The sequence below is a fragment of the Kitasatospora setae KM-6054 genome (assembly GCF_000269985.1).
Taxonomy (GTDB): domain Bacteria; phylum Actinomycetota; class Actinomycetes; order Streptomycetales; family Streptomycetaceae; genus Kitasatospora; species Kitasatospora setae.
In genome coordinates this window covers 8,279,023-8,295,961 of record NC_016109.1, presented here as the reverse complement: position 1 = coordinate 8,295,961, position 16,939 = coordinate 8,279,023, and the positions used below count along the sequence as shown (strand labels likewise).

General features: G+C 75.8%; 14 protein-coding genes. 7 read left to right on the top strand and 7 right to left on the bottom strand.

Annotated features, from left to right (window positions below; all coding sequences use genetic code 11):
• Window positions 1-154: 154 nt before the first annotated feature.
• Window positions 155-505, bottom strand: a complete 351-nt coding sequence (locus KSE_RS36095) for a 5-carboxymethyl-2-hydroxymuconate Delta-isomerase (protein ID WP_033258320.1) — start codon at window positions 503-505, stop codon at window positions 155-157.
• Between the two features lie 112 nt (window positions 506-617).
• Here KSE_RS36095 and KSE_RS39140 point away from each other — a divergent pair, with 112 nt between their 5' ends.
• The 3 genes from KSE_RS39140 to KSE_RS36080 all read left to right on the top strand — a co-directional run bounded on the left by KSE_RS39140 (window position 618) and on the right by KSE_RS36080 (window position 5,443).
• A complete protein-coding gene (locus KSE_RS39140; protein WP_014140344.1) occupies window positions 618-1,766 on the top strand; it encodes an SCO2583/SCO2584 N-terminal domain-containing protein in 1,149 nt (382 codons plus the stop codon).
• 184 nt (window positions 1,767-1,950) lie between these two features.
• Window positions 1,951-2,793 carry an ABC transporter ATP-binding protein gene (locus KSE_RS36085; protein ID WP_014140343.1) on the top strand — a complete coding sequence of 281 codons (843 nt, stop codon included), beginning with the start codon at window positions 1,951-1,953 and terminating at the stop codon, window positions 2,791-2,793.
• A gap of 76 nt (window positions 2,794-2,869) precedes the next feature.
• On the top strand, window positions 2,870-5,443 hold the full coding sequence (locus tag KSE_RS36080) for an ABC transporter permease (protein WP_014140342.1): 2,574 nt from the start codon (window positions 2,870-2,872) through the stop codon (window positions 5,441-5,443).
• 250 nt (window positions 5,444-5,693) lie between these two features.
• Here the strand turns inward: KSE_RS36080 and KSE_RS36075 are convergent, their stop codons facing one another.
• The 4 genes from KSE_RS36075 to KSE_RS36060 all read right to left on the bottom strand — a co-directional run bounded on the left by KSE_RS36075 (window position 5,694) and on the right by KSE_RS36060 (window position 10,201).
• The gene (locus KSE_RS36075) at window positions 5,694-7,196 is read right to left on the bottom strand and encodes an oxygenase MpaB family protein (protein ID WP_231873276.1); all 1,503 of its coding nucleotides are present in this window, start codon (window positions 7,194-7,196) and stop codon (window positions 5,694-5,696) included.
• Window positions 7,197-7,440: 244 nt separating this feature from the next.
• Window positions 7,441-8,292 (bottom strand): DUF4253 domain-containing protein, encoded by an 852-nt coding sequence (locus KSE_RS36070; RefSeq protein WP_014140340.1) that lies wholly within the window; start codon window positions 8,290-8,292, stop codon window positions 7,441-7,443.
• 87 nt (window positions 8,293-8,379) lie between these two features.
• A complete protein-coding gene (locus KSE_RS36065) occupies window positions 8,380-9,192 on the bottom strand; it encodes a GNAT family N-acetyltransferase (RefSeq protein ID WP_014140339.1) in 813 nt (270 codons plus the stop codon).
• A gap of 61 nt (window positions 9,193-9,253) precedes the next feature.
• A complete protein-coding gene (locus KSE_RS36060; RefSeq protein WP_014140338.1) occupies window positions 9,254-10,201 on the bottom strand; it encodes a phosphotransferase family protein in 948 nt (315 codons plus the stop codon).
• Window positions 10,202-10,411: 210 nt separating this feature from the next.
• Between KSE_RS36060 and KSE_RS36055 the strand changes: the two genes are divergently transcribed.
• Window positions 10,412-11,458 carry a C40 family peptidase gene (locus KSE_RS36055; RefSeq protein WP_014140337.1) on the top strand — a complete coding sequence of 349 codons (1,047 nt, stop codon included), beginning with the start codon at window positions 10,412-10,414 and terminating at the stop codon, window positions 11,456-11,458.
• 54 nt (window positions 11,459-11,512) lie between these two features.
• Here the strand turns inward: KSE_RS36055 and KSE_RS36050 are convergent, their stop codons facing one another.
• Window positions 11,513-12,559 (bottom strand): EamA family transporter, encoded by a 1,047-nt coding sequence (locus tag KSE_RS36050; RefSeq protein ID WP_014140336.1) that lies wholly within the window; start codon window positions 12,557-12,559, stop codon window positions 11,513-11,515.
• 81 nt (window positions 12,560-12,640) lie between these two features.
• On the opposite strand from KSE_RS36050, the gene KSE_RS36045 reads away from it, so the two are divergent.
• The 3 genes from KSE_RS36045 to metX all read left to right on the top strand — a co-directional run bounded on the left by KSE_RS36045 (window position 12,641) and on the right by metX (window position 16,337).
• Window positions 12,641-13,525 carry a LysR family transcriptional regulator gene (locus KSE_RS36045; protein ID WP_014140335.1) on the top strand — a complete coding sequence of 295 codons (885 nt, stop codon included), beginning with the start codon at window positions 12,641-12,643 and terminating at the stop codon, window positions 13,523-13,525.
• A gap of 323 nt (window positions 13,526-13,848) precedes the next feature.
• Window positions 13,849-15,171, top strand: a complete 1,323-nt coding sequence (locus tag KSE_RS36040) for a bifunctional o-acetylhomoserine/o-acetylserine sulfhydrylase (protein ID WP_033258318.1) — start codon at window positions 13,849-13,851, stop codon at window positions 15,169-15,171.
• Window positions 15,168-16,337 (top strand): homoserine O-acetyltransferase MetX, encoded by a 1,170-nt coding sequence (gene metX, locus KSE_RS36035; RefSeq protein ID WP_033258317.1) that lies wholly within the window; start codon window positions 15,168-15,170, stop codon window positions 16,335-16,337. The genes KSE_RS36040 and metX overlap by 4 nt, the downstream gene beginning before the upstream one ends.
• A gap of 47 nt (window positions 16,338-16,384) precedes the next feature.
• Here metX and KSE_RS36030 read toward each other — a convergent pair whose 3' ends face one another.
• Entirely contained in the window at window positions 16,385-16,807 is a 423-nt protein-coding gene (locus KSE_RS36030) for a DUF350 domain-containing protein (RefSeq protein ID WP_014140332.1), read from the bottom strand.
• Window positions 16,808-16,939: the final 132 nt, after the last annotated feature.

The following is a 16,939-nucleotide window of genomic DNA, read 5'->3' as shown; positions in this document are numbered from 1 at the left end:
GCGGCCCGATCCGGCGCTGGGGGCCACTCTTCCGCAGTCCGGTCCGCCTCCCCGAGTCAGCCGAAACGATTCTTCCGCCCAAGGGGAGGCGGACCGTCCGCCCGCCCACCCCGAACCGTCGGCCCGAGCCGGGCCGAACCGTCCGGGGCGGTACTCACCGCCCCGGGTGGTGGACGAACACGTAGGTCTCCCGGTCGAGTTCGGTGATCTCCACCCCGAACGCGGCGGGCACCCGGACGTATCCGCGCAGCAGTTCCGTCACCCGGGCGGAGAGCGTGCTCCTGGCCTCCGCGCTGCGACCGGCCAGGATCTTGATCTCCACCAGGACGACAGCGTCCGTGGAGGCGCCGTCGCCGACCAGGTGCCGCGCGGCCGGACGCACCAGCGTCTTGCAGTCGTCCACCCGGGCGTCGATCACCTCGGGGATCAACTGGTGGACCTCCTTGGCGAAGCCCGTGGCGTCGAAGTCCAGGCCCGGCGAGTGGTCGATCAGGATCTGCGGCACGACGGTCGCCCTCCCCGGACGGCGGGCCGCCCCCGGGGCCTTCCCGGAGCGCCGACGTCCGTGATCCAGAACATAGCCCCGCGAGGACACCCCCGGCGGGCATACTGGCGCAATGCCCGACCGCCGACCGCCCGATTCCATCGAGCCCCCGGACCCGTTCGAAGGTCTGGTCCTGGACGAGGAGTTCATCCGCGCCGCCACCGTGAGCGAGCCCTCCGCCCGGACCCGGATGCTCACCGAGCGCTGGCGCCACGAGCCCCCGGTCGACCCGGGCGGCCGCCGCTGGTCCCCGGGCGATCGCGCCCGCTCCCGGCGCGCCCACTCCACCGGACGGCCCGGCCGCGGCCGGTTCGCCGGGTTCACCAGGTTCTCCCGGTCCGGCAGGACGGGCGGCGGGCCCGCCCTCGGCCCGCGCGGCCGCCGGGGCGGCGCGCGCCTCGGCTCCCGGTTCCGCGCCCTCAGCCGGGGCGAGCGGTGGACGGCCGTGCTCGGCACGCTGATCGTCCTGCTGGTGGTCGGCGGGCTGCTGTTCGGCCCGAACCGGGCGCACACCCCGCAGGTCGCCGCCCCCGGCGCCCATCCGGGCAGCCCCCGCCCGACCGGCGACCGGGCCCTCCCCGGCGGCGGGACGTTCGCGGGCAGCGAGTGCGGGCAACACGGCTACCACCACTTCCCGAACCCGCTCGACACGCTCCCCGGTGACACCCCGCCCGGCCCCTGGCTGGGCTTCGCCCCCAACGCTTCCCGGTCCGGCGCCTCCCCGTCCGGCGCCTCCCCGTCCGGCGCCTCCTCGCCGCTGAGGACCTCCCCGTCCGGCGGGCTGCTGCTCGACCTGGAGCTCGGCTCCGGTTCGAGCGCCCCGCTGGCGCTCCCCGCACCGCTGGGCAGTGCCGGCATCGCGGTCGAGATCGAGGGACCGAACGGGGTGGTGGCCGCCGCCCACGGGCTGCCCGCCACGGTCTCCGGCGCCGCGCACACCCCCGACGGCACCGGCTGGCTGGTCGCCGAGAACGGCACCACCGCCCACCTGGAACTGCCGGCCGTGGCCCTCTGCCCCGGCGTCGACGCCGCGGCGCTGGCCGTCGGCACGGCCCCCCGGGTCAACGCCGACGGCACCGTCCCCGGGCCCCCTGCGTACACCCTCACCGTGTCGGTGGCCGACCCCGAGATCGCCGAACTGCGCCGCACCCTGGGAACGCGGTTGCACGGCGAGGTGCTGGCGGTCACGAACCTACTGCGGGTGGCCGTCAAGCCGGTCTGACGGCCGCCGCCCTCCGCCCCGTCTGGGGGCGGTCGGGCCGGGGGGTGGCCGCCGGGCGGGGGTGGGGATATCCCCACCCCATGGTCTCCGGTCGCCTCCATGGTGGTTGACCTGCGAGTTTCCTAGCGTTGAGGGTGCCCCGGTGCGAGTCCGCCGGGGCGCCGTCTCCGAGGAAGGCTCCACCATGTCGCCCCGCCTGCGCCGTTCCGCCTCCGGTCGGCCCGCCCCGTCAGCCGTCCCCGGATCCCCAAGGCCCGCCGGTCCCGCCGGGCCCGCCACCGGGGTGCCCGCCGTGGAGCTGCGCGGGGTGCGCCGCGGCTACGGGCAGGGGGCGGGGGCGGTGACCGCGCTCGGGGGCGTCGACCTGGTGCTCCCGGCGGGCACCTTCACGGCCGTGATGGGTCCGTCCGGCTCCGGCAAGAGCACCTTCCTGCAGTGCGCGGCGGGCCTCGACCGGCCGGACGCCGGCCAGGTGCTGCTGGCCGGGCAGGAGATCAGCTCGCTGGGCGAGGACCGGCTGACCAAGCTGCGGCGCACCCGGATCGGTTTCGTCTTCCAGTCCTTCAACCTGCTGCCGTCCCTGACCGTCCTGCAGAACGTGCTGCTGCCCCAGCGGCTGGCCGGCCAGCGGCAGGAGCGGGCCCGGGCCGGCGAACTGCTGGCCCGGGTCGGCCTGGGCGAGCACGCCTCGCGCCGCCCCGGCCAGCTCTCCGGCGGTCAGCAGCAGCGCGTCGCGCTGGCCCGCGCGCTGATCACCCGCCCCGACGTGATCTTCGCGGACGAGCCCACCGGCGCCCTCGACACCCGCAGCGCCCACGAGGTGCTCGGCCTGCTGCGGGACGCGGTGGACGCCCTGGGCGCCACCGTCGTGATGGTCACCCACGACCCGGTGGCCGCCTCCTTCGCCGACCGGGTGGTCTTCCTGGCCGGCGGCACCCTCGCCGGTGAACTCCACCACCCCGATCCGCGCACCGTGGCCGACCGCATGCTCACCCTCTCCGCCTCCCCCTCGGGGGCCGCCGCATGACGCCGCGCCGCCGCCTCCTCGCCCGTTCCCCCTCCCTCTCCGCACCGACCGCCGCCCACAACACGGAGCCGACCGCATGAGCAACGGACTGGCCCGCGCCGCCGTGCGCTTCCGCCCCGCCTCCTTCGCGGGGACCTTCCTCGCCCTCTTGTTCGCGTCCGCCATCGTCACGGCCTGCGGCGTGCTGCTGCAGACCGGTCTGACCGCGAGCGTGCAGCCCTCCCGGTACGCCGACGTACCGGTCGTGGTCGCGGCCGACCAGCAGGTGAAGGTGGAGGTCGCCCGCGGCGAGGACCGCGAGACCGTGGCCCAACCCCTGCCCGAACGAGCCCGCCTGGACGCGGCCCTGACCACCACCGTGGCCTCGCTGCCCGGCGTCGCACAGGCCCTGCCGGACTCCGCCTTCCCGGTCTCCGTCGCCTCCGCCCCCTCTTCCTCCTCCGCCTCCTCCGCCGGATCCACCTCCGCACCGTCCGACCTGCCCGGACTCACCGGCCGGGGCTGGGCCGCCCTGGGGATCGGCCCGGGCGAGCGGCTGGCCGAGGGCCGGGCACCCGCCGACGGCGAACTGGTGTTGGACGCCGCCAGCGCCCGCGCCGCCCACCTCTCCCCCGGTGACAGCGTCACTGTCGCGACACCCGCCGGCAGCGCCTCCTACCGGGTCTCCGGCCTGGCCGAGGCACGGCCCGGCTCGGCCACCGCCTGGTTCTCCGACCGCACCGCGGACCGGATCTCCGGGCACCCCGGCCGGATCGACGCCATCGCGGTACGGCCCGCCGCGGGCACCGATCCGCGCGCCCTGGCCGCCGAACTGCGCCACTCGCTGGACGGTCGGGCCCAGGTGTCGACCGGTCTGCAGCGCGGCACGGTCGAGCAGCCGGCGCTGCACGAGGCGAGGGCGATGCTGACGGCGCTGGGGGCGTCCTTCGGCGGGGTGGCGACCATGACGGCGGTGTTCGTGGTGGTCAGCACGGTCGCGCTGGCGACCGGCCAGCGGGCCCGCGAGTTCGCGCTGCTCCGCACCATCGGTGCGACGCCCCGCCAGATCCGGCGGTCGATCGCCGCGGAGGCGGTGCTGGTGGCGCCGCTGGCCGCCGCGGTCGGTGTGCTGCCCGGGCTTGCGCTGGCCCGCTGGTGGTTCGGCGAGCTGGTCGCCCGCGCCGCGGTGCCGGCGGACGTGGTGCTCGGAGTCGGCCCGCTGCCGGTGCTGGCCGCCGTCGCGGCGTGCACGGTGACGGCGCTGGCGGCCGGCTGGTTCGCGGCCCGGCGCAGTGCCCGGATGCGGCCCGCCCAGGCCCTCGGCGAGGCGAACACGGGCCCCGGATGCCCCGGTCCGGTCCGGACGGTGACGGGTGCGGTGTTCACGGCGGGCGCGGTGGCGTTCGCGGTCGTCGCGGCCAATCTGACGGGTGCCGCCGCGGCGAACACCGCGCTGGGTGTGGTGCTGTGCTTCCTGGTCTCGGTGGCGCTGCTCGGCCCCTGGCTGGTGCGCGGGGCGGTGGGTCTGGTCGGGGTGCTGCTACGGGCGGGCGGTGCGCCGGCCTCGCTGGCCGCGGACAACGCCCGGGCCTCGTCCCGCCGGTTGGCTTCGGCGACGGTGCCGATCGTGATGGTGACGGCTTTCTGCGGCACGCTGGTGTTCCTCCAGTCGAGCCTGCAGCACACTGCGGCGGAGCACGTCCGCCAGGGCCTGACGGCGGATCAGGTGGTGTCCGCCCAGGCCGGCCGTCCGGGCCTGGACGCGGGCACGGTGGAGCGGGCTTCGCAGTTGCCCGGGGTCGCGGCGGCGGTCGGCCTGCGGCCGACCGGGCTGGTGTACCAGCAGTCCGATGTGCTGGCCACGGCCACCGCGCTGGGGGTGGAGGGCGACCCGGCGGCCCTCCCCTCGGTGCTGGACCTGGGTGTCAGGTCGGGTTCGCTGGCCGACCTGTCCCGTTCCGCGGACACGGTCGCGCTGGACGCCACGCTGGCCGACAGCCTCGGCGTCCGGGTCGGTGACCGGGCTCCGCTCTGGCTCGGCGACGGCCACAAGGCCGAGCCGACGGTGGTCGCCACCTACAGCCGGGGCCTCGGCCTCGGTGAGGCGCTGCTGCCGGGAGCCACCGTCGCCGCGCACAGCGACTCCCCGTACCTGGCCCGACTGCTGGTCTCCCGGGCGCCGGGGGCGGACCGGGCGGCCACCGCCGAGGCGTTGTCCGGGCTCGCCCCCGGCGGCCTGACGGTGACGGACCGGCAGGGCTACGCGGCGCAGGCCGACCGGCAGCGCGAACTGAGCGGCTGGGCGAACAACGTGATGGCGGGTGTCCTGGCGGGCTTCGCGGCACTGGCCGCCGCCAACACCCTGGTGATGACGGTGTTGGACCGCCGTCGTGAGATCGCCCTGCTGCGGCTGGCCGGCACCACCCGCCGCCAGGTCCGCGCGATGCTCCGGTGGGAGGCCCTGCTGATCGCGCTGATCGGCCTGGCCACCGGCACCGCGATCGCCTGGACGACGCTCACCCCGATCACCCGGGCCCTGACCTCCGCCTCCCCCTACGTCCCCCTCGGTACGGCCCTCCCGCTCGCCGCCGGGGCCGCCCTGCTCTGTCTGGCGGCCACCGCCCTCCCGGGCCGCGCGCTCCTGCGCTCCCGGCCCACCGCCACCCGCTGACGGCGGTCCCGGCCACCTCCTCGACCGCCCGGGCCGCCCTCCCCCTCCCGGGAGGGCGGCCCGGGCTCAGCGCCCCTTCCGGCGCCTCCCGCTCCCGACCAGGCCCCAGCCAGACCTGCTCCCTGCCCCGACCCCGACCCCGACCCCGACCCCGACCCCGACTCAAGGCTCATCGCGATATCGACTTGTCAAGGAGCCCACGCCCACCACGCTTCGACGGCGGATCAGCGGCCGGTGCCCAACCGCACCGTCATGGTCGGCCCAGCAGCTGCGTCCCGGCGACGCTCTCCGTGCGGGCGGTGAAGAACTCGGTGAATCCCCTCACGAACTCCTCCTCGGTGATCTGTCCGTCCCCGTCGGTGTCCAGTTGCCGGAAGCCGTGGGTCAGTTCGGCCGGGTGGACCCGGGAGCCGCCGAACAGGGTGCGGTACTCCTCGGCGTCCAGCAGTCCGCTGTGGTCGAGGTCAGCGGCCCGGAACATCGCGCGGACGGCGAGGTGCAGGCCCTGGTCGAGGTAGTCCGGGTCCCGGTCGATGCCGGCGAGCATCGCGGTGACGAACTCCTCGCAGGAGATCTCGCCGTCGCCGTCGGCGTCCATGGTGGCCAGCAGGTGCTGCCACCAGGCGTCGAAGGCCGCGTACACACCGGACTCGCCGGCCTGGTCGAGCTCCAGCGGCCAGCAGACGTTGTGCGCCATCGCCGCGAAGTCGGCGGAGGTCAGCCGGCCGTCGCCGGTCTGGTCCATCACCTGGCGGTAGAACGCGGCGATCCGCCCCGGCCGGTTGTCGCGCAGTGCCCGCGGCGTGCGGGCCGGGCGCGGGGCCTTGGCCTGCTGCGGTCGGGCCCGCTCGCCGTCCGGCAGGGTGCGGTAGCGCAGCCGGTCGGGCAGTTGCAGCGCCACCGCGCGGGCCCCGCGGTGGACGAGCCAGGAGAGTGCGGCCGCGCCCCGGCCGCGCGGCAGGTCGAACTTGGCCCGGAACTCGGCCGGCAGGTCGGCCAGCGTGAGCGTGGTCAGGAAGCGGGCGACGAGTCGGCGCAGCAGCGGCCAGGCGGGGCGCAGCCGGCCGAGGCGGCGTGGGGCGGGTGCCCGGGTGAGGACGGTGTACAGCATGTCCTGGGCGGCTTCGGTGAGCTCCAGGGTGTCCCGGATGGTGGCGCGGATGTAGCCGGGCACGTCGGCGGCGGTGGGCGGGAGGAGTTCGGCGGGGAGTTCGAGGGCGGCGCAGACCGTGCGGAACTCCGTGTAGAGCCGGTCGAGCTGGGCGGGGCGCAGCGGCCGTCCGGCGAGGGCGTGCAGGGCGGTCATCGCCTCGTACAGGGTCACCATCACCCAGACCCGGACGGCGGGGTCGAGGGCGCTGTAGGGGCGGCCCCGGTCGTCGACCCCTTCGATCCGGCGGTGGCTGCGTTCGAGTCGTTGGATCTCCCGGTGCAGGGCCTCCTGGTCGGAGAAGAAGAGCCGGCGGCCGCTGTCCATGGTGTGTTCGATCCGGCGCCAGGGGTGGTTGCGGTAGGTGGAGAGCCGGCCGACCCCGGCGCCGACCGCCGGGTGCGCGTTCTGCAGGACCAGCAGCCGCCAGGCGACCAGGACGATCCGCTGCTCGCCCAGCGTGCGGCGGAGCATCGAGGCCGCTCCGGCCCGTGCGACGTCGGCCGCGCTCGGCATCGCGCCCGGCGCCTGGCCGGATGCCGGGCCGCCCGCTCCGGTCGCGCCGCCCCCGGGCACGGCGCCCGCCCTCGTCGTCTCCGTCATGGTCCGCTCCCCCCTGGGCGTCTGCGCCCGGCTTGCTCCGCTTGATCCCGTTCGTCCTTTGTCTCGTCGGCAACCCTAGGGGCGGTGCGGACGGGTTCTCGGTGCTGCGGGAGCCAAACCACCCGGCAGGGCGAATCTTCGTGCGATTCTTCGCTCGCCCGAGTGGGGCCCGGTCAAGCGGAGTTGACGTTTCAGTGGGGACCTGGCGGCCGGCAGTGGGCGACGGGCCGCCGCCGGGGGCCGGTCAGTCCCACCAGAACGACCACTGCGGGGCGCCGATCAGCCCGGGCGCGTACGCGGTGAGCGTGCCCGCGCCCTGGAAGATGTTGTCCGGACAGAAGGCCAGGTGCTCGGCGGCGATCCGGAGCGCGGTCGGCTCGTCGACCGGCGGGGCGGCCACGCTCAACTCCAGCTCCGCGAAGCCGACCTGGACCACCCTGGTGCCGTAGCGGCGCTCCCAGTCCAGCAGGACGGCGGACACCTTGGCGATGTCGTCCTCGTGGTTGACCGGGCCGGACCAGCCGCAGGCGGTCAGCGCCTCGGCCCCGCCGGCCGCCGCGACCAGGCCGATCCGCAGGTTCGCGTTGAACGCCAGCAGTTCCCGGGCGAGCGCCCGGGCCGCGCCGTCGGGGTCGCCGGTGCGGTCGGCGGCGGGCGCGGTGCCGGGCCAGCCGTCGAGGAACGGGGCGACGGACCGCCCGAGTTCGGACGCCTCGTCCGGGTCGAGCGGTTCGCCGTCGGAGTCCACCGTGGTGGAGTACTCCCAGCCGTTGCGCAGCAGCGCGGCCGGGTCGTACCAGTCCGGTTCGCTCGCGGACTCGGTGCTGAGCTCGCCCGTCGCCCAGGGCCGGAACTCCTCGTCCCCCTCCCGGAGCGGCGCGAGCAGCAGCGGCCACAGCCCGCTGCGCGGGTGCGCGCGGTGCAGTTCCTCCCACAGCCCGAACGGCGCGGGCCCGTCGCTCAGCCAGAGCACGGGGGGCGCGTCCTCCCGGTCCTGCCGGGGGCCGACCAGCCGCCCGGGGGGCAGCAGGTCGGCCACGGTGCTCGGGTCTCCACTGGGCAGCAGCCGGCCCAGATCACGCTCGGCATCGGTCATGCGAACACGCTAGCGAGCGCCGGTGACAACCCCGGCACGGCACCGCCCGCCGCGCGACCCCCGGAATCAACACCACCCCCGCCCCGCCTACGCGGAGCGCTGCGCGGCCGCGTCCAACAGCCGGTACTCCAGCCCGAGCCGCCGGTAGAGCCGGACGGCCGGCTCGTTCCAGCCGTCCACCATCAGCGCCGCGCGCGGCGAACGCCCGAGGATCGCGGCGAGCACCAGTCGGCAGGCGGCGGCCGCGTGTCCGCGGCCGCGCCCGTGCTCGCGGTCGCTGACGACGCCGGCGAGCAGGCCGACGGTGGGGGCGGGCCAGGCGTCGGCCGCGACGGCGGTGAGCCGCCCCGCGCCGTCGCGGACGCCCGCCCAGGCCCGGACGCCCGGCCGGTGCGGATGGGCGTGCGAGGCGGGAAAGTGCCGGTCGATCAGTTGCGCCGCCTCGTCCAGTTCACCGGGCGCCAGCCAGTAAGCGGCACCCTCGCCCCCGACCGCCCTGCCACCCGCCGCTATGCCCCCGCCCGCCGGAACGTCCCGGCCCGCCGCGTCGCCTTCGAGCAGCGGGACGCCGACCGGGCCGCGCTGCATCCAGCCGAAGCGCCCCCGCGTTTCCAGGTCGTCGCGGCGGGTGCAGAGTTCGGCGAGCAGTTCGGCGTCGCCGAACGGCCGGTAGCCGGGGCCGACGAGCGGCAGCACGTCGTCGAGCAGTGGCAGCAGGTCCGCGACGGGGCCGCGGACGGCGATCCGGTCGCGGCCGGAGAGCGCGGGCGAGGCGACGGCGACGGCCCGTCCGGCGGTCCAGGCGCGGGCGCCGCCGTCCAGGCCCTGGGCGGCCCAGGCCAGTACGGCGTCGTCGTCGGTGGCGGTGCGGAGTTGCTCCTCCGAGGTCAGTTCGAACACGGAGTCATTCTGCGCCGCGCCCCGGTCCGCCCCGCGCCCGGGTCCCGGTGCCGCCTGCGCACTACTGGTCGTACCGCTCCAGGAGGGCCGCGATGTACGTCTCCAGCCGCTCGGCGAGCAGCCAGGGGGTGAGGTCGGCGCGGCCGCTCTCCCGCCAGGGCACCGCGACCTTCTCGGCGTCCGGCGCGAAGGCGAGCGCGTCGAGCAGCCGCCAGTACAGGTGGTCGCGGGGGTGGTCGGCGAGCGTGCCGCCGGCGGCGGTGTAGTGGTCGGCGAAGGCCGTTCCGTGGGCGGGGCCGTGCAGCAGGGCGAGGGCGGTGGCGCAGTGCGCGACATCGAGGTCGGCGGGGCCCCAGGAGGTCTCGACCCAGTCGACCACGCCGCTGATCCGCAGTGCGGGGCCGTGGCCGGTGAGGAGCACGTTGCCGGGGTGGTAGTCGCGGTGCAGGAAGAGCGGCCGGTGCGCGGGGGCCGGGCGGTCGATGAGCGCGACGGCGCGGGCCCAGAGTCCGGGCCGGCTGGTGGCGGGCGGGACGGCGACGCGTTCGGGCGCCGTCCAGGCCTGGTAGTCGCGCGGCCGGGTGAGGTCGGTGGTCTCGGTCCGGTGGATCGCGAGGAGCTGCCGGGCCATCAGTGCGGCCTGCCGGGCGGCGTCGGCGCCGTCCAGCCGGATCGTGCCGGGCAGCAGCGTCATCAGCAGCGAGGGGTGTTCGCACCGTTCGGCGCGCTCGTCGACCGCGATCAGGCGGGCGGCGGGCACCTCGCCGGGGCCGAGCAGGCCCAGGATCGCCGCCTCCCGGCCGAGCAGCCCCTCGGCGTGCCGGACGAAGAACGGTTTGACGAACGACCGCAGCACCAGCGTCCGCCCGCCGTCCGGTCCGGTGACCTCGATCCGGCGCATCTCGGACGTCCAGCCGCCGCGCAGCCTGGTCGCGCCGGCGATCCGTTCGCCCTGGTCGAGGTGGTCCGAGATCCACGCGGCGGTGCGTTCACCGATCAGTTCCGTCACATGTGACACCTTACATACCGTATCCCGGATGGCATCAGCCCCCGGCGGGGCCGGTCCGGGCTGACCCGTGGTCAACGGACCACCGTCGGCGGCGGGTTCACCTAGCGGATGGCAGTGGACGCGGGGACGACTTTTCATTACGGTCAGGCTGCAAACCTATATTCGGACGATCACTCGAACGAATGAGTCCGACCCGAAGAGGGAGCCCCGATGGCCTCGCACCGCCGCCCCAAGCAGCCCAGTCGCGCCCGGGTGGCCGTGCTCACGGGGGCCGCCGCGACCGCCGTCGCGCTGTCCGCCCAGGGCGGCGCGCAGGCGACGCCCGCCCAGCCGAACAAGGACGAGGTCAAGGCGCAGGTCGACAAGCTCTCCGAGGAGATGGAGCGGGCGACCGAGAAGTACAACGGCGCCAAGGAGCGCTCCGAGCAGCTGCGCCAGCAGGCCGGCCAGTTGCAGGACCAGGTGGCCCGCGGCCAGGAGCAGTTGAACGAGCTGGCCGCGGGGCTGGCCGCGGTGGCCGGGGACCAGTACCGGCAGGGCGGCGTCGACCCGTCGATGCAGCTGATGCTCTCCTCCGACCCGGACCAGTACCTGGCCAAGGCCACCTCCTTCGACCAGGCCGCCGGCACCCAGGCCGAGACGCTCAAGTCGCTCAAGGAGCAGCAGCGCCGCCTGGACCAGCAGAAGCAGGAGGCCACCGCCGTCCTGGCCGAGCTGGACAGCGAGGCGAAGACGCTGAACGACACCAAGAACGAGGTGCAGACCAAGCTCGCCGAGTCGCGCCGGCTGCTCAACCAGCTCAGCGCCGCCGACCGCGCCGCGATCCTCGCCGACGAGGGCGGCACCGCCTCCCGCGGCTCCGACCGGGTCGACGTCGCCACCCTGCCGAAGGCCTCCGGCGCCGCCACCCAGACCGCCATCGACGTCGCGCTCGCCCAGCGCGGCAAGCCGTACGTCTGGGGCGCCGAGGGCCCGAACAGCTTCGACTGCTCCGGCCTGATGGTGTACGCGTACGCGAAGGCCGGCGTCTCGCTGCCGCGCACCTCGCAGGAGCAGGCCCGCGTCGGCGGCAACGTGGGCCGCGACTGGCACAACGCCCAGCCGGGCGACCTGGTGATCTACAGCGTGCACGGCGCCCAGGACCACGTCGCGATGTACCTCGGCAACGGCGTGGTGGTGCACGCGCCCAAGCCGGGGGCGCCGGTCCGCACCATGGCGGTCGACGCCCTGCCGATCAGCACCATCCGCCGGGTCTGACCCCGGCACCCCGCGGCCGGCCGCCGCACCCGGGGCCCTCCGCCCGCGAACGCCTCACGTCCGGGCCGTCCGGGCGGCCGCCCGGCGCTCCGGCAGCTGGCCGGCCACGATCGAGGCCAGCGCCAGCGCGAAGCCCAGCAGTTGCACCGGGCCGAGCGTCTGGTCCAGCAGCAGCGCTCCGAGCACCGCCGCGACCAGCGGCGACAGCAGGCCGAGCACGGCGACGCCGGTGACCGGGAGGCGGCCGATGCCCTGGAACCAGAGCGCGTACGTGAGCAGCCCGCCGATCAGGCCCAGCCAGAGGTAGCCGAGCGCGGCCCGGCCGTCGATCGCCGGGGGCGCGCCCTCGAACAGGAAGGTGACGGGCAGCAGGAAGAGTCCGCCGGCGGTGAGCTGCCAACCGGTCAGCGCGAGCGGGCCGACGCCCTCGGGGCGGCCCCAGCGCTTGGTGAGCGTGACGCCGAGGCCCATCGTGGCAGCGCCGCCGAGACCGGCGGCCACGCCGACGGCGTCCAGTGCCGCGCTCGGCCCGATCACCACCAGCCCGACCCCGAGCACGCCCACCAGCCCCCAGCCCAGCCGCCGGAGGGACAGCCGCTGGCCGAGCACCGGGACGGCGAGCAGCGCGACGACCATCGGCTGGGCGGCGCCGAGGGTGGCGGCCACGCCGCCGGGGAGGCGTTCGGCGGCGGTGAACAGCAGCGGCAGGAAGAGCCCGATGTTCAGCACTCCGAGGACGGCGGCCTTGCCCCACCAACTGCCGCGCGGCAGCGTCCGGGTGAGGAGCAGGGCGATCAGCCCGGCGGGCAGGGCGCGCAGCAGGCCGGCGAAGACCGGGTGGCCCGGGGGCAGCAGTTCGGTGGTGACCACGTAGGTGGTGCCCCAGACCACCGGGGCCACGGCGGTCAGCGCGGTCAGCGCGGTGCGGGCCGACCTGCCGGAGCCGGCGCTCCCGAGCGAGCCGGCGGGAGGCGAGCCGGCCGGGGGCGAGCCGGCGGGAGGCGAGCCGGCCGGGGGCGAGCCGGCGGGAGGCGAGCCGGCCGGGGGCCTCGGGGTGTCGAGCGGGCTGACGTTCGGGGTGGTGCCGCTGTTCGCTCTCATGCGCAGCAGTCTGGCCCCGGCCCGATCGATGAGTCCAACACATGTTTGTCAGCCAATCGATCTACCGTGATGATTGATCGCATGGAACTCCAGCAGTTGCGCTACGTCCTCGCGGTGGCCGAGACGCTGAGCTTCACCCGGGCCGCCGAGCGCTGCCTGGTCGTGCAGTCCGCGCTCAGCCACCAGGTCGCCCGGCTCGAACAGGAGCTGGGCGCCCGGCTGTTCGAACGCACCAGCCGCCGGGTCCGGCTGACCGCCGCCGGGGAGGCGTTCCTGCCGGCCGCCCGGCAGTGCCTGGAGGCGGCCGAGCGGGCGGCCGCCGAGGTCGCGGCGGCGGTCGGCGAGGTGCGCGGCCGGCTCGCGGTCGGGCTGATCTCGACCGTCACCGCAGTGGACATCCCGGCCGGGCTGCGCGAGTTCCGCGGCCGGTACCCGCAGGTGCGGATCAGTCTGCGGGTCGGCGCCAGCAAGGACCTGGTCGAGCAGGTCCGCCAGGGCTCGCTGGACGTCGCCTTCCTCGGGCTGCCGACCACCTTCCGGCCCGAGGGCGTCACGGCCCGCGAGCTGGCCCGCGGCCGCCTGGTCGCCGCGGTCGCCCCGGACCACCCGCTGGCCGCCCGGGAGCGGGTGCCGCTGGCGGAGCTGGCCGCCGAGCCCTTCGTCGACCTGCCGCCGGGCACGGCGGGGCGGGCCCAGACCGATCTCGCGTTCGCCGCCGCGGGGCTGGTGCGCGACGTGGCCTTCGAGGTCGACGAGGCTTCGTACATCCCGCGCCTGGTGGGCCCCGGGCTGGCGGTGGCCATGCTGCCCGCCGCGTACGTCCCGCAGCTGACCGGGATCGCCGTGGTCGAGGTCACGGACGCGCCGACCCGGATCGAGACGGTGGTCTGGCCGCGCACCGGGCCGTCCCCGGCGACCGCCGCGTTCCTCGCCCTGCTCGGGATCCCGGCGGCGGCCTCCGACTGATCCCCCGCCCCACCCGCCAAATATAAGTACGACCATCAGATGATGACCCGTCAAGTCGCCACCGCATTGCGCCCCGTGTCCCCCCGTGTCCGCTTCCGCGATCTGCTGGCGGGGCGTTCGCGGCCTGTGCTTACCTGACGCCGTGACCGTCCGGCGGCGGCACCGCACCGCCCGTGCGGAAGCCCCCGCAGCTCCACGCGGGCCCGCACGGGCCCCGCAGACCGGCGCGGACCCGTCGGCGGCATCCCTCCCCTGCCCCTCCCCGCGTCCGAGCGGCGGCTTCGCCGTACCCGGTCGCGCCCGTGATCCCGTACAGGAGCAGCATGTCCGAGCAGAGCCCCGCGGCCGTCCCCGGCTGGTCGTTCGAGACCCGGCAGATCCACGCGGGCGCGCAGCCCGACCCGGCGACCGGGGCGCGGGCGGTGCCGATCTACCAGACCACCTCGTTCGCCTTCCGGGACACCAAGCACGCCGCCGACCTGTTCGCGCTCGCCGAGCCGGGCAACATCTACACCCGGATCCACAACCCGACCACCGACGTGCTGGAGCAGCGGCTGGCCTCGCTGGAGGGCGGCGTGGCGGCGGTCGCGCTGGCCTCCGGGCAGGCCGCCGAGACGCTGGCGCTGCTGACGGTGGCCCAGGCGGGCGACCACCTGGTCTCCTCGTCCTCGCTGTACGGCGGCACCTACAACCTGCTCCGGCACACGCTGCCCCGGTTCGGCATCGAGGTGAGCTTCGTCGACGACCCGGACGACCTGGACGCCTGGCGGGCGGCGGTCCGGCCGAACACCAAGGCGCTGTTCGCGGAGTCGCTGGGCAACCCGCGCGGCAACGTGCTGGACGTGCGCGGGGTCGCGGACGTCGCACACGCCGCCGGGGTGCCGCTGATCGTCGACAACACCGTGCCGACCCCGTACCTGCTGCGACCGCTGGAGCACGGCGCGGACGTCGTGGTGCACTCGGCGACCAAGTTCCTCGGCGGCCACGGCACCACCATCGGCGGCGTGGTCGTGGACGGCGGCAGCTTCGACTTCGGCGCCGACCCGGAGCGCTTCCCCGGTTTCAACGAGCCCGACCCGAGCTACCACGGCCTGCGCTTCTGGGAGGCCCTCGGACCGGGCGCGTTCGCCGCCAAGCTGCGGGTGCAGCTGCTGCGCGACCTCGGACCGGCGCTCTCCCCGCACTCGGCGTTCCTGCTGCTGCAGGGCGTGGAGACGCTGTCGCTGCGACTGGAGCGGCACACCGCGAACGCCCTGGAGCTGGCCCGCTGGCTGGAGCAGCGCGACGAGGTCGCGGCCGTCCACTACCCGGGCCTGCCGTCCAGCCCCTGGTACGACGCGGCGCAGCGCTACCTGCCGCGCGGCGCGGGCGCGGTGCTCTCCTTCGAACTGCGCGACGGCGTGGAGGCGGGACGGCGGTTCGTCGACGGGCTGGAGCTGTTCAGCCACCTCGCCAACATCGGTGACGTGCGCAGCCTGGTGATCCACCCGGCCTCGACCACGCACAGCCAGCTGGACGCCGAACAGCTGGTCGCCACCGGGACGGCGCCGGGCCTGGTGCGGCTGTCGGTCGGCCTGGAGAGCGTCACCGACCTGCGGGCCGACCTGGAGGCGGGGTTCCGCTCGGCGAAGGGCGCGTCGTCCTGAACGGCCCGGCCCGGGTCGCCGTCCCGCCGGCCTCCGGGGCCTGGCGGGACGGCGACCCGGTCGGCCGGCGGCACTGGTTCGCCCTGCCCGGGCCGCTCGCCCTGGAGGCGGGCGGCACCCTGCCGGGGGCGCGGCTGGCCTACCAGAGCTGGGGCACGCCCCGTCCGGACGGCTCCAACGCGGTGCTGGTGCTGCACGCGCTGACCGGCGACAGCCACCTCACCGGCCCGGCCGGCCCCGGGCACCCGACGGCGGGCTGGTGGGCGGAACTGGTCGGGCCGGGACGAGCGCTGGACACCGACCGCTGGTACGTGGTCGCGCCGAACGTGCTCGGCGGCTGCCAGGGCTCCACCGGCCCGTCCTCGGCCGCGCCGGACGGGCGGCCCTGGGGCAGCCGGTTCCCGTTCCTCACCCAGCGCGACCAGGTGGCCGCCGAGGTGCTGCTGGCCGACGCCCTCGGGATCGACCGCTGGGCACTGGTGGTCGGCGGCTCGATGGGCGGGATGCGCGCGCTGGAGTGGGCGGTGGCGCACCCCGGACGGGTCGGGGCGCTGCTGGTGCTGGCCACCGCGGCGGCGGCCTCGGCCGAGCAGATCGCGCACGCCTCCACGCAGGTGCACGCGATCCGCGCGGACCCGGGATGGCACGGCGGCGACTACCACCACCTGCCGCCGGGCGGCGGCCCGCACCGCGGGCTGGGCCTGGCCCGCCGACTGGCCCAGATCACCTACCGCAGCGAGTCCGAGCTCGCGGCCCGCTTCGGCCGGGACCCGCAGTACGGCGAAGACCCGTGGCGCGGCGGCCGGTTCGCCGTCGAGTCGTACCTCGACCACCACGCCGCGAAGCTCGCCCACCGCTTCGACGCGGGCAGCTACGTCGTCCTCAACGAGGCCATGAACGCGCACGACCTCGGCCGCGGCCGCGGCGGCACCGCCGCGGCGCTGCGCCGGGCCGCCGTCCCGGCGCTGGTCGCCGCGGTCGACTCGGACCGGCTCTACCCGCCCGCCCAGCAGGCCGAGCTGGCCGCGCTGCTGCCGGACGCCGACGCGGCCCGGGTGATCCGCTCGCCGTACGGGCACGACGGGTTCCTGCTGGAGGCCGGCCAGGTGGCGCCGCTGTTCGCCGAACTGCTGCCGGCCGCCCGCCCGCGGGTCCACCGGCCGTGAGTCGACGGGCCCGCGAGTCGGCGGGCGCGTGAGCCGGTCGGCTCGGGTCAGGCGATCGAGGCGGCCACGATCGCGGCGGCGGCGAGGTTGCAGCTGGCCGACACCCACACCGCCGGGTGCGGTGCGGTGGAGACCAGGATCGCGCCGAGCCGCCCGGGGGTGAGCAGGTCGAGCAGCCAGAACGCGAGCGCCATCAGCAGCAGGCCGAGGACGCCGAAGCAGAGCGTGGAGAGCAGGCCCTTGCCGAAGTCGTCGTAGGTGTACCGGATCGCCGTGTACACGATGCCGCCGACGCCGAGCAGCGCCGAGCTGAGCAGCACGGCCGCGTTGCGGTTGCCCTCGGCCCAGATCAGCCGGCCCAGCTTGCCCGGTGTGAGCACGTCGATCAGCAGGTAGCCGAGCAGCAGCAGCACCAGGCCGACCAGGCCGTAGACGGCGGCCGCGCCGAGGCCGTGGAGTATGTCGTTCATCTGCGGGGCTCCCGGGGGTCGGACGGCCGCACGGGCCGCGCCTGGGTCAAGGATCGGCAAAAGATATCCCATGTCCCTGGCGTCACGTCAGTTTCCAGGGGCCCCTCCCCTATCATTCGGCGGCACGCGTAC

Coding starts and splice junctions, on each gene's coding strand:
- KSE_RS39140 (WP_014140344.1), top strand. CDS start 618: ATGCCCGACCGCCGACCGCCCGATTCCATCGAGCCCCCGGACCCGTTC.
- KSE_RS36085 (WP_014140343.1), top strand. CDS start 1,951: ATGTCGCCCCGCCTGCGCCGTTCCGCCTCCGGTCGGCCCGCCCCGTCA.
- KSE_RS36080 (WP_014140342.1), top strand. CDS start 2,870: ATGAGCAACGGACTGGCCCGCGCCGCCGTGCGCTTCCGCCCCGCCTCC.
- KSE_RS36075 (WP_231873276.1), bottom strand. CDS start 7,196: ATGACGGAGACGACGAGGGCGGGCGCCGTGCCCGGGGGCGGCGCGACC.
- KSE_RS36070 (WP_014140340.1), bottom strand. CDS start 8,292: ATGACCGATGCCGAGCGTGATCTGGGCCGGCTGCTGCCCAGTGGAGAC.
- KSE_RS36055 (WP_014140337.1), top strand. CDS start 10,412: ATGGCCTCGCACCGCCGCCCCAAGCAGCCCAGTCGCGCCCGGGTGGCC.
- KSE_RS36050 (WP_014140336.1), bottom strand. CDS start 12,559: ATGAGAGCGAACAGCGGCACCACCCCGAACGTCAGCCCGCTCGACACC.
- KSE_RS36045 (WP_014140335.1), top strand. CDS start 12,641: ATGGAACTCCAGCAGTTGCGCTACGTCCTCGCGGTGGCCGAGACGCTG.
- KSE_RS36040 (WP_033258318.1), top strand. CDS start 13,849: ATGTCCGAGCAGAGCCCCGCGGCCGTCCCCGGCTGGTCGTTCGAGACC.
- KSE_RS36030 (WP_014140332.1), bottom strand. CDS start 16,807: ATGAACGACATACTCCACGGCCTCGGCGCGGCCGCCGTCTACGGCCTG.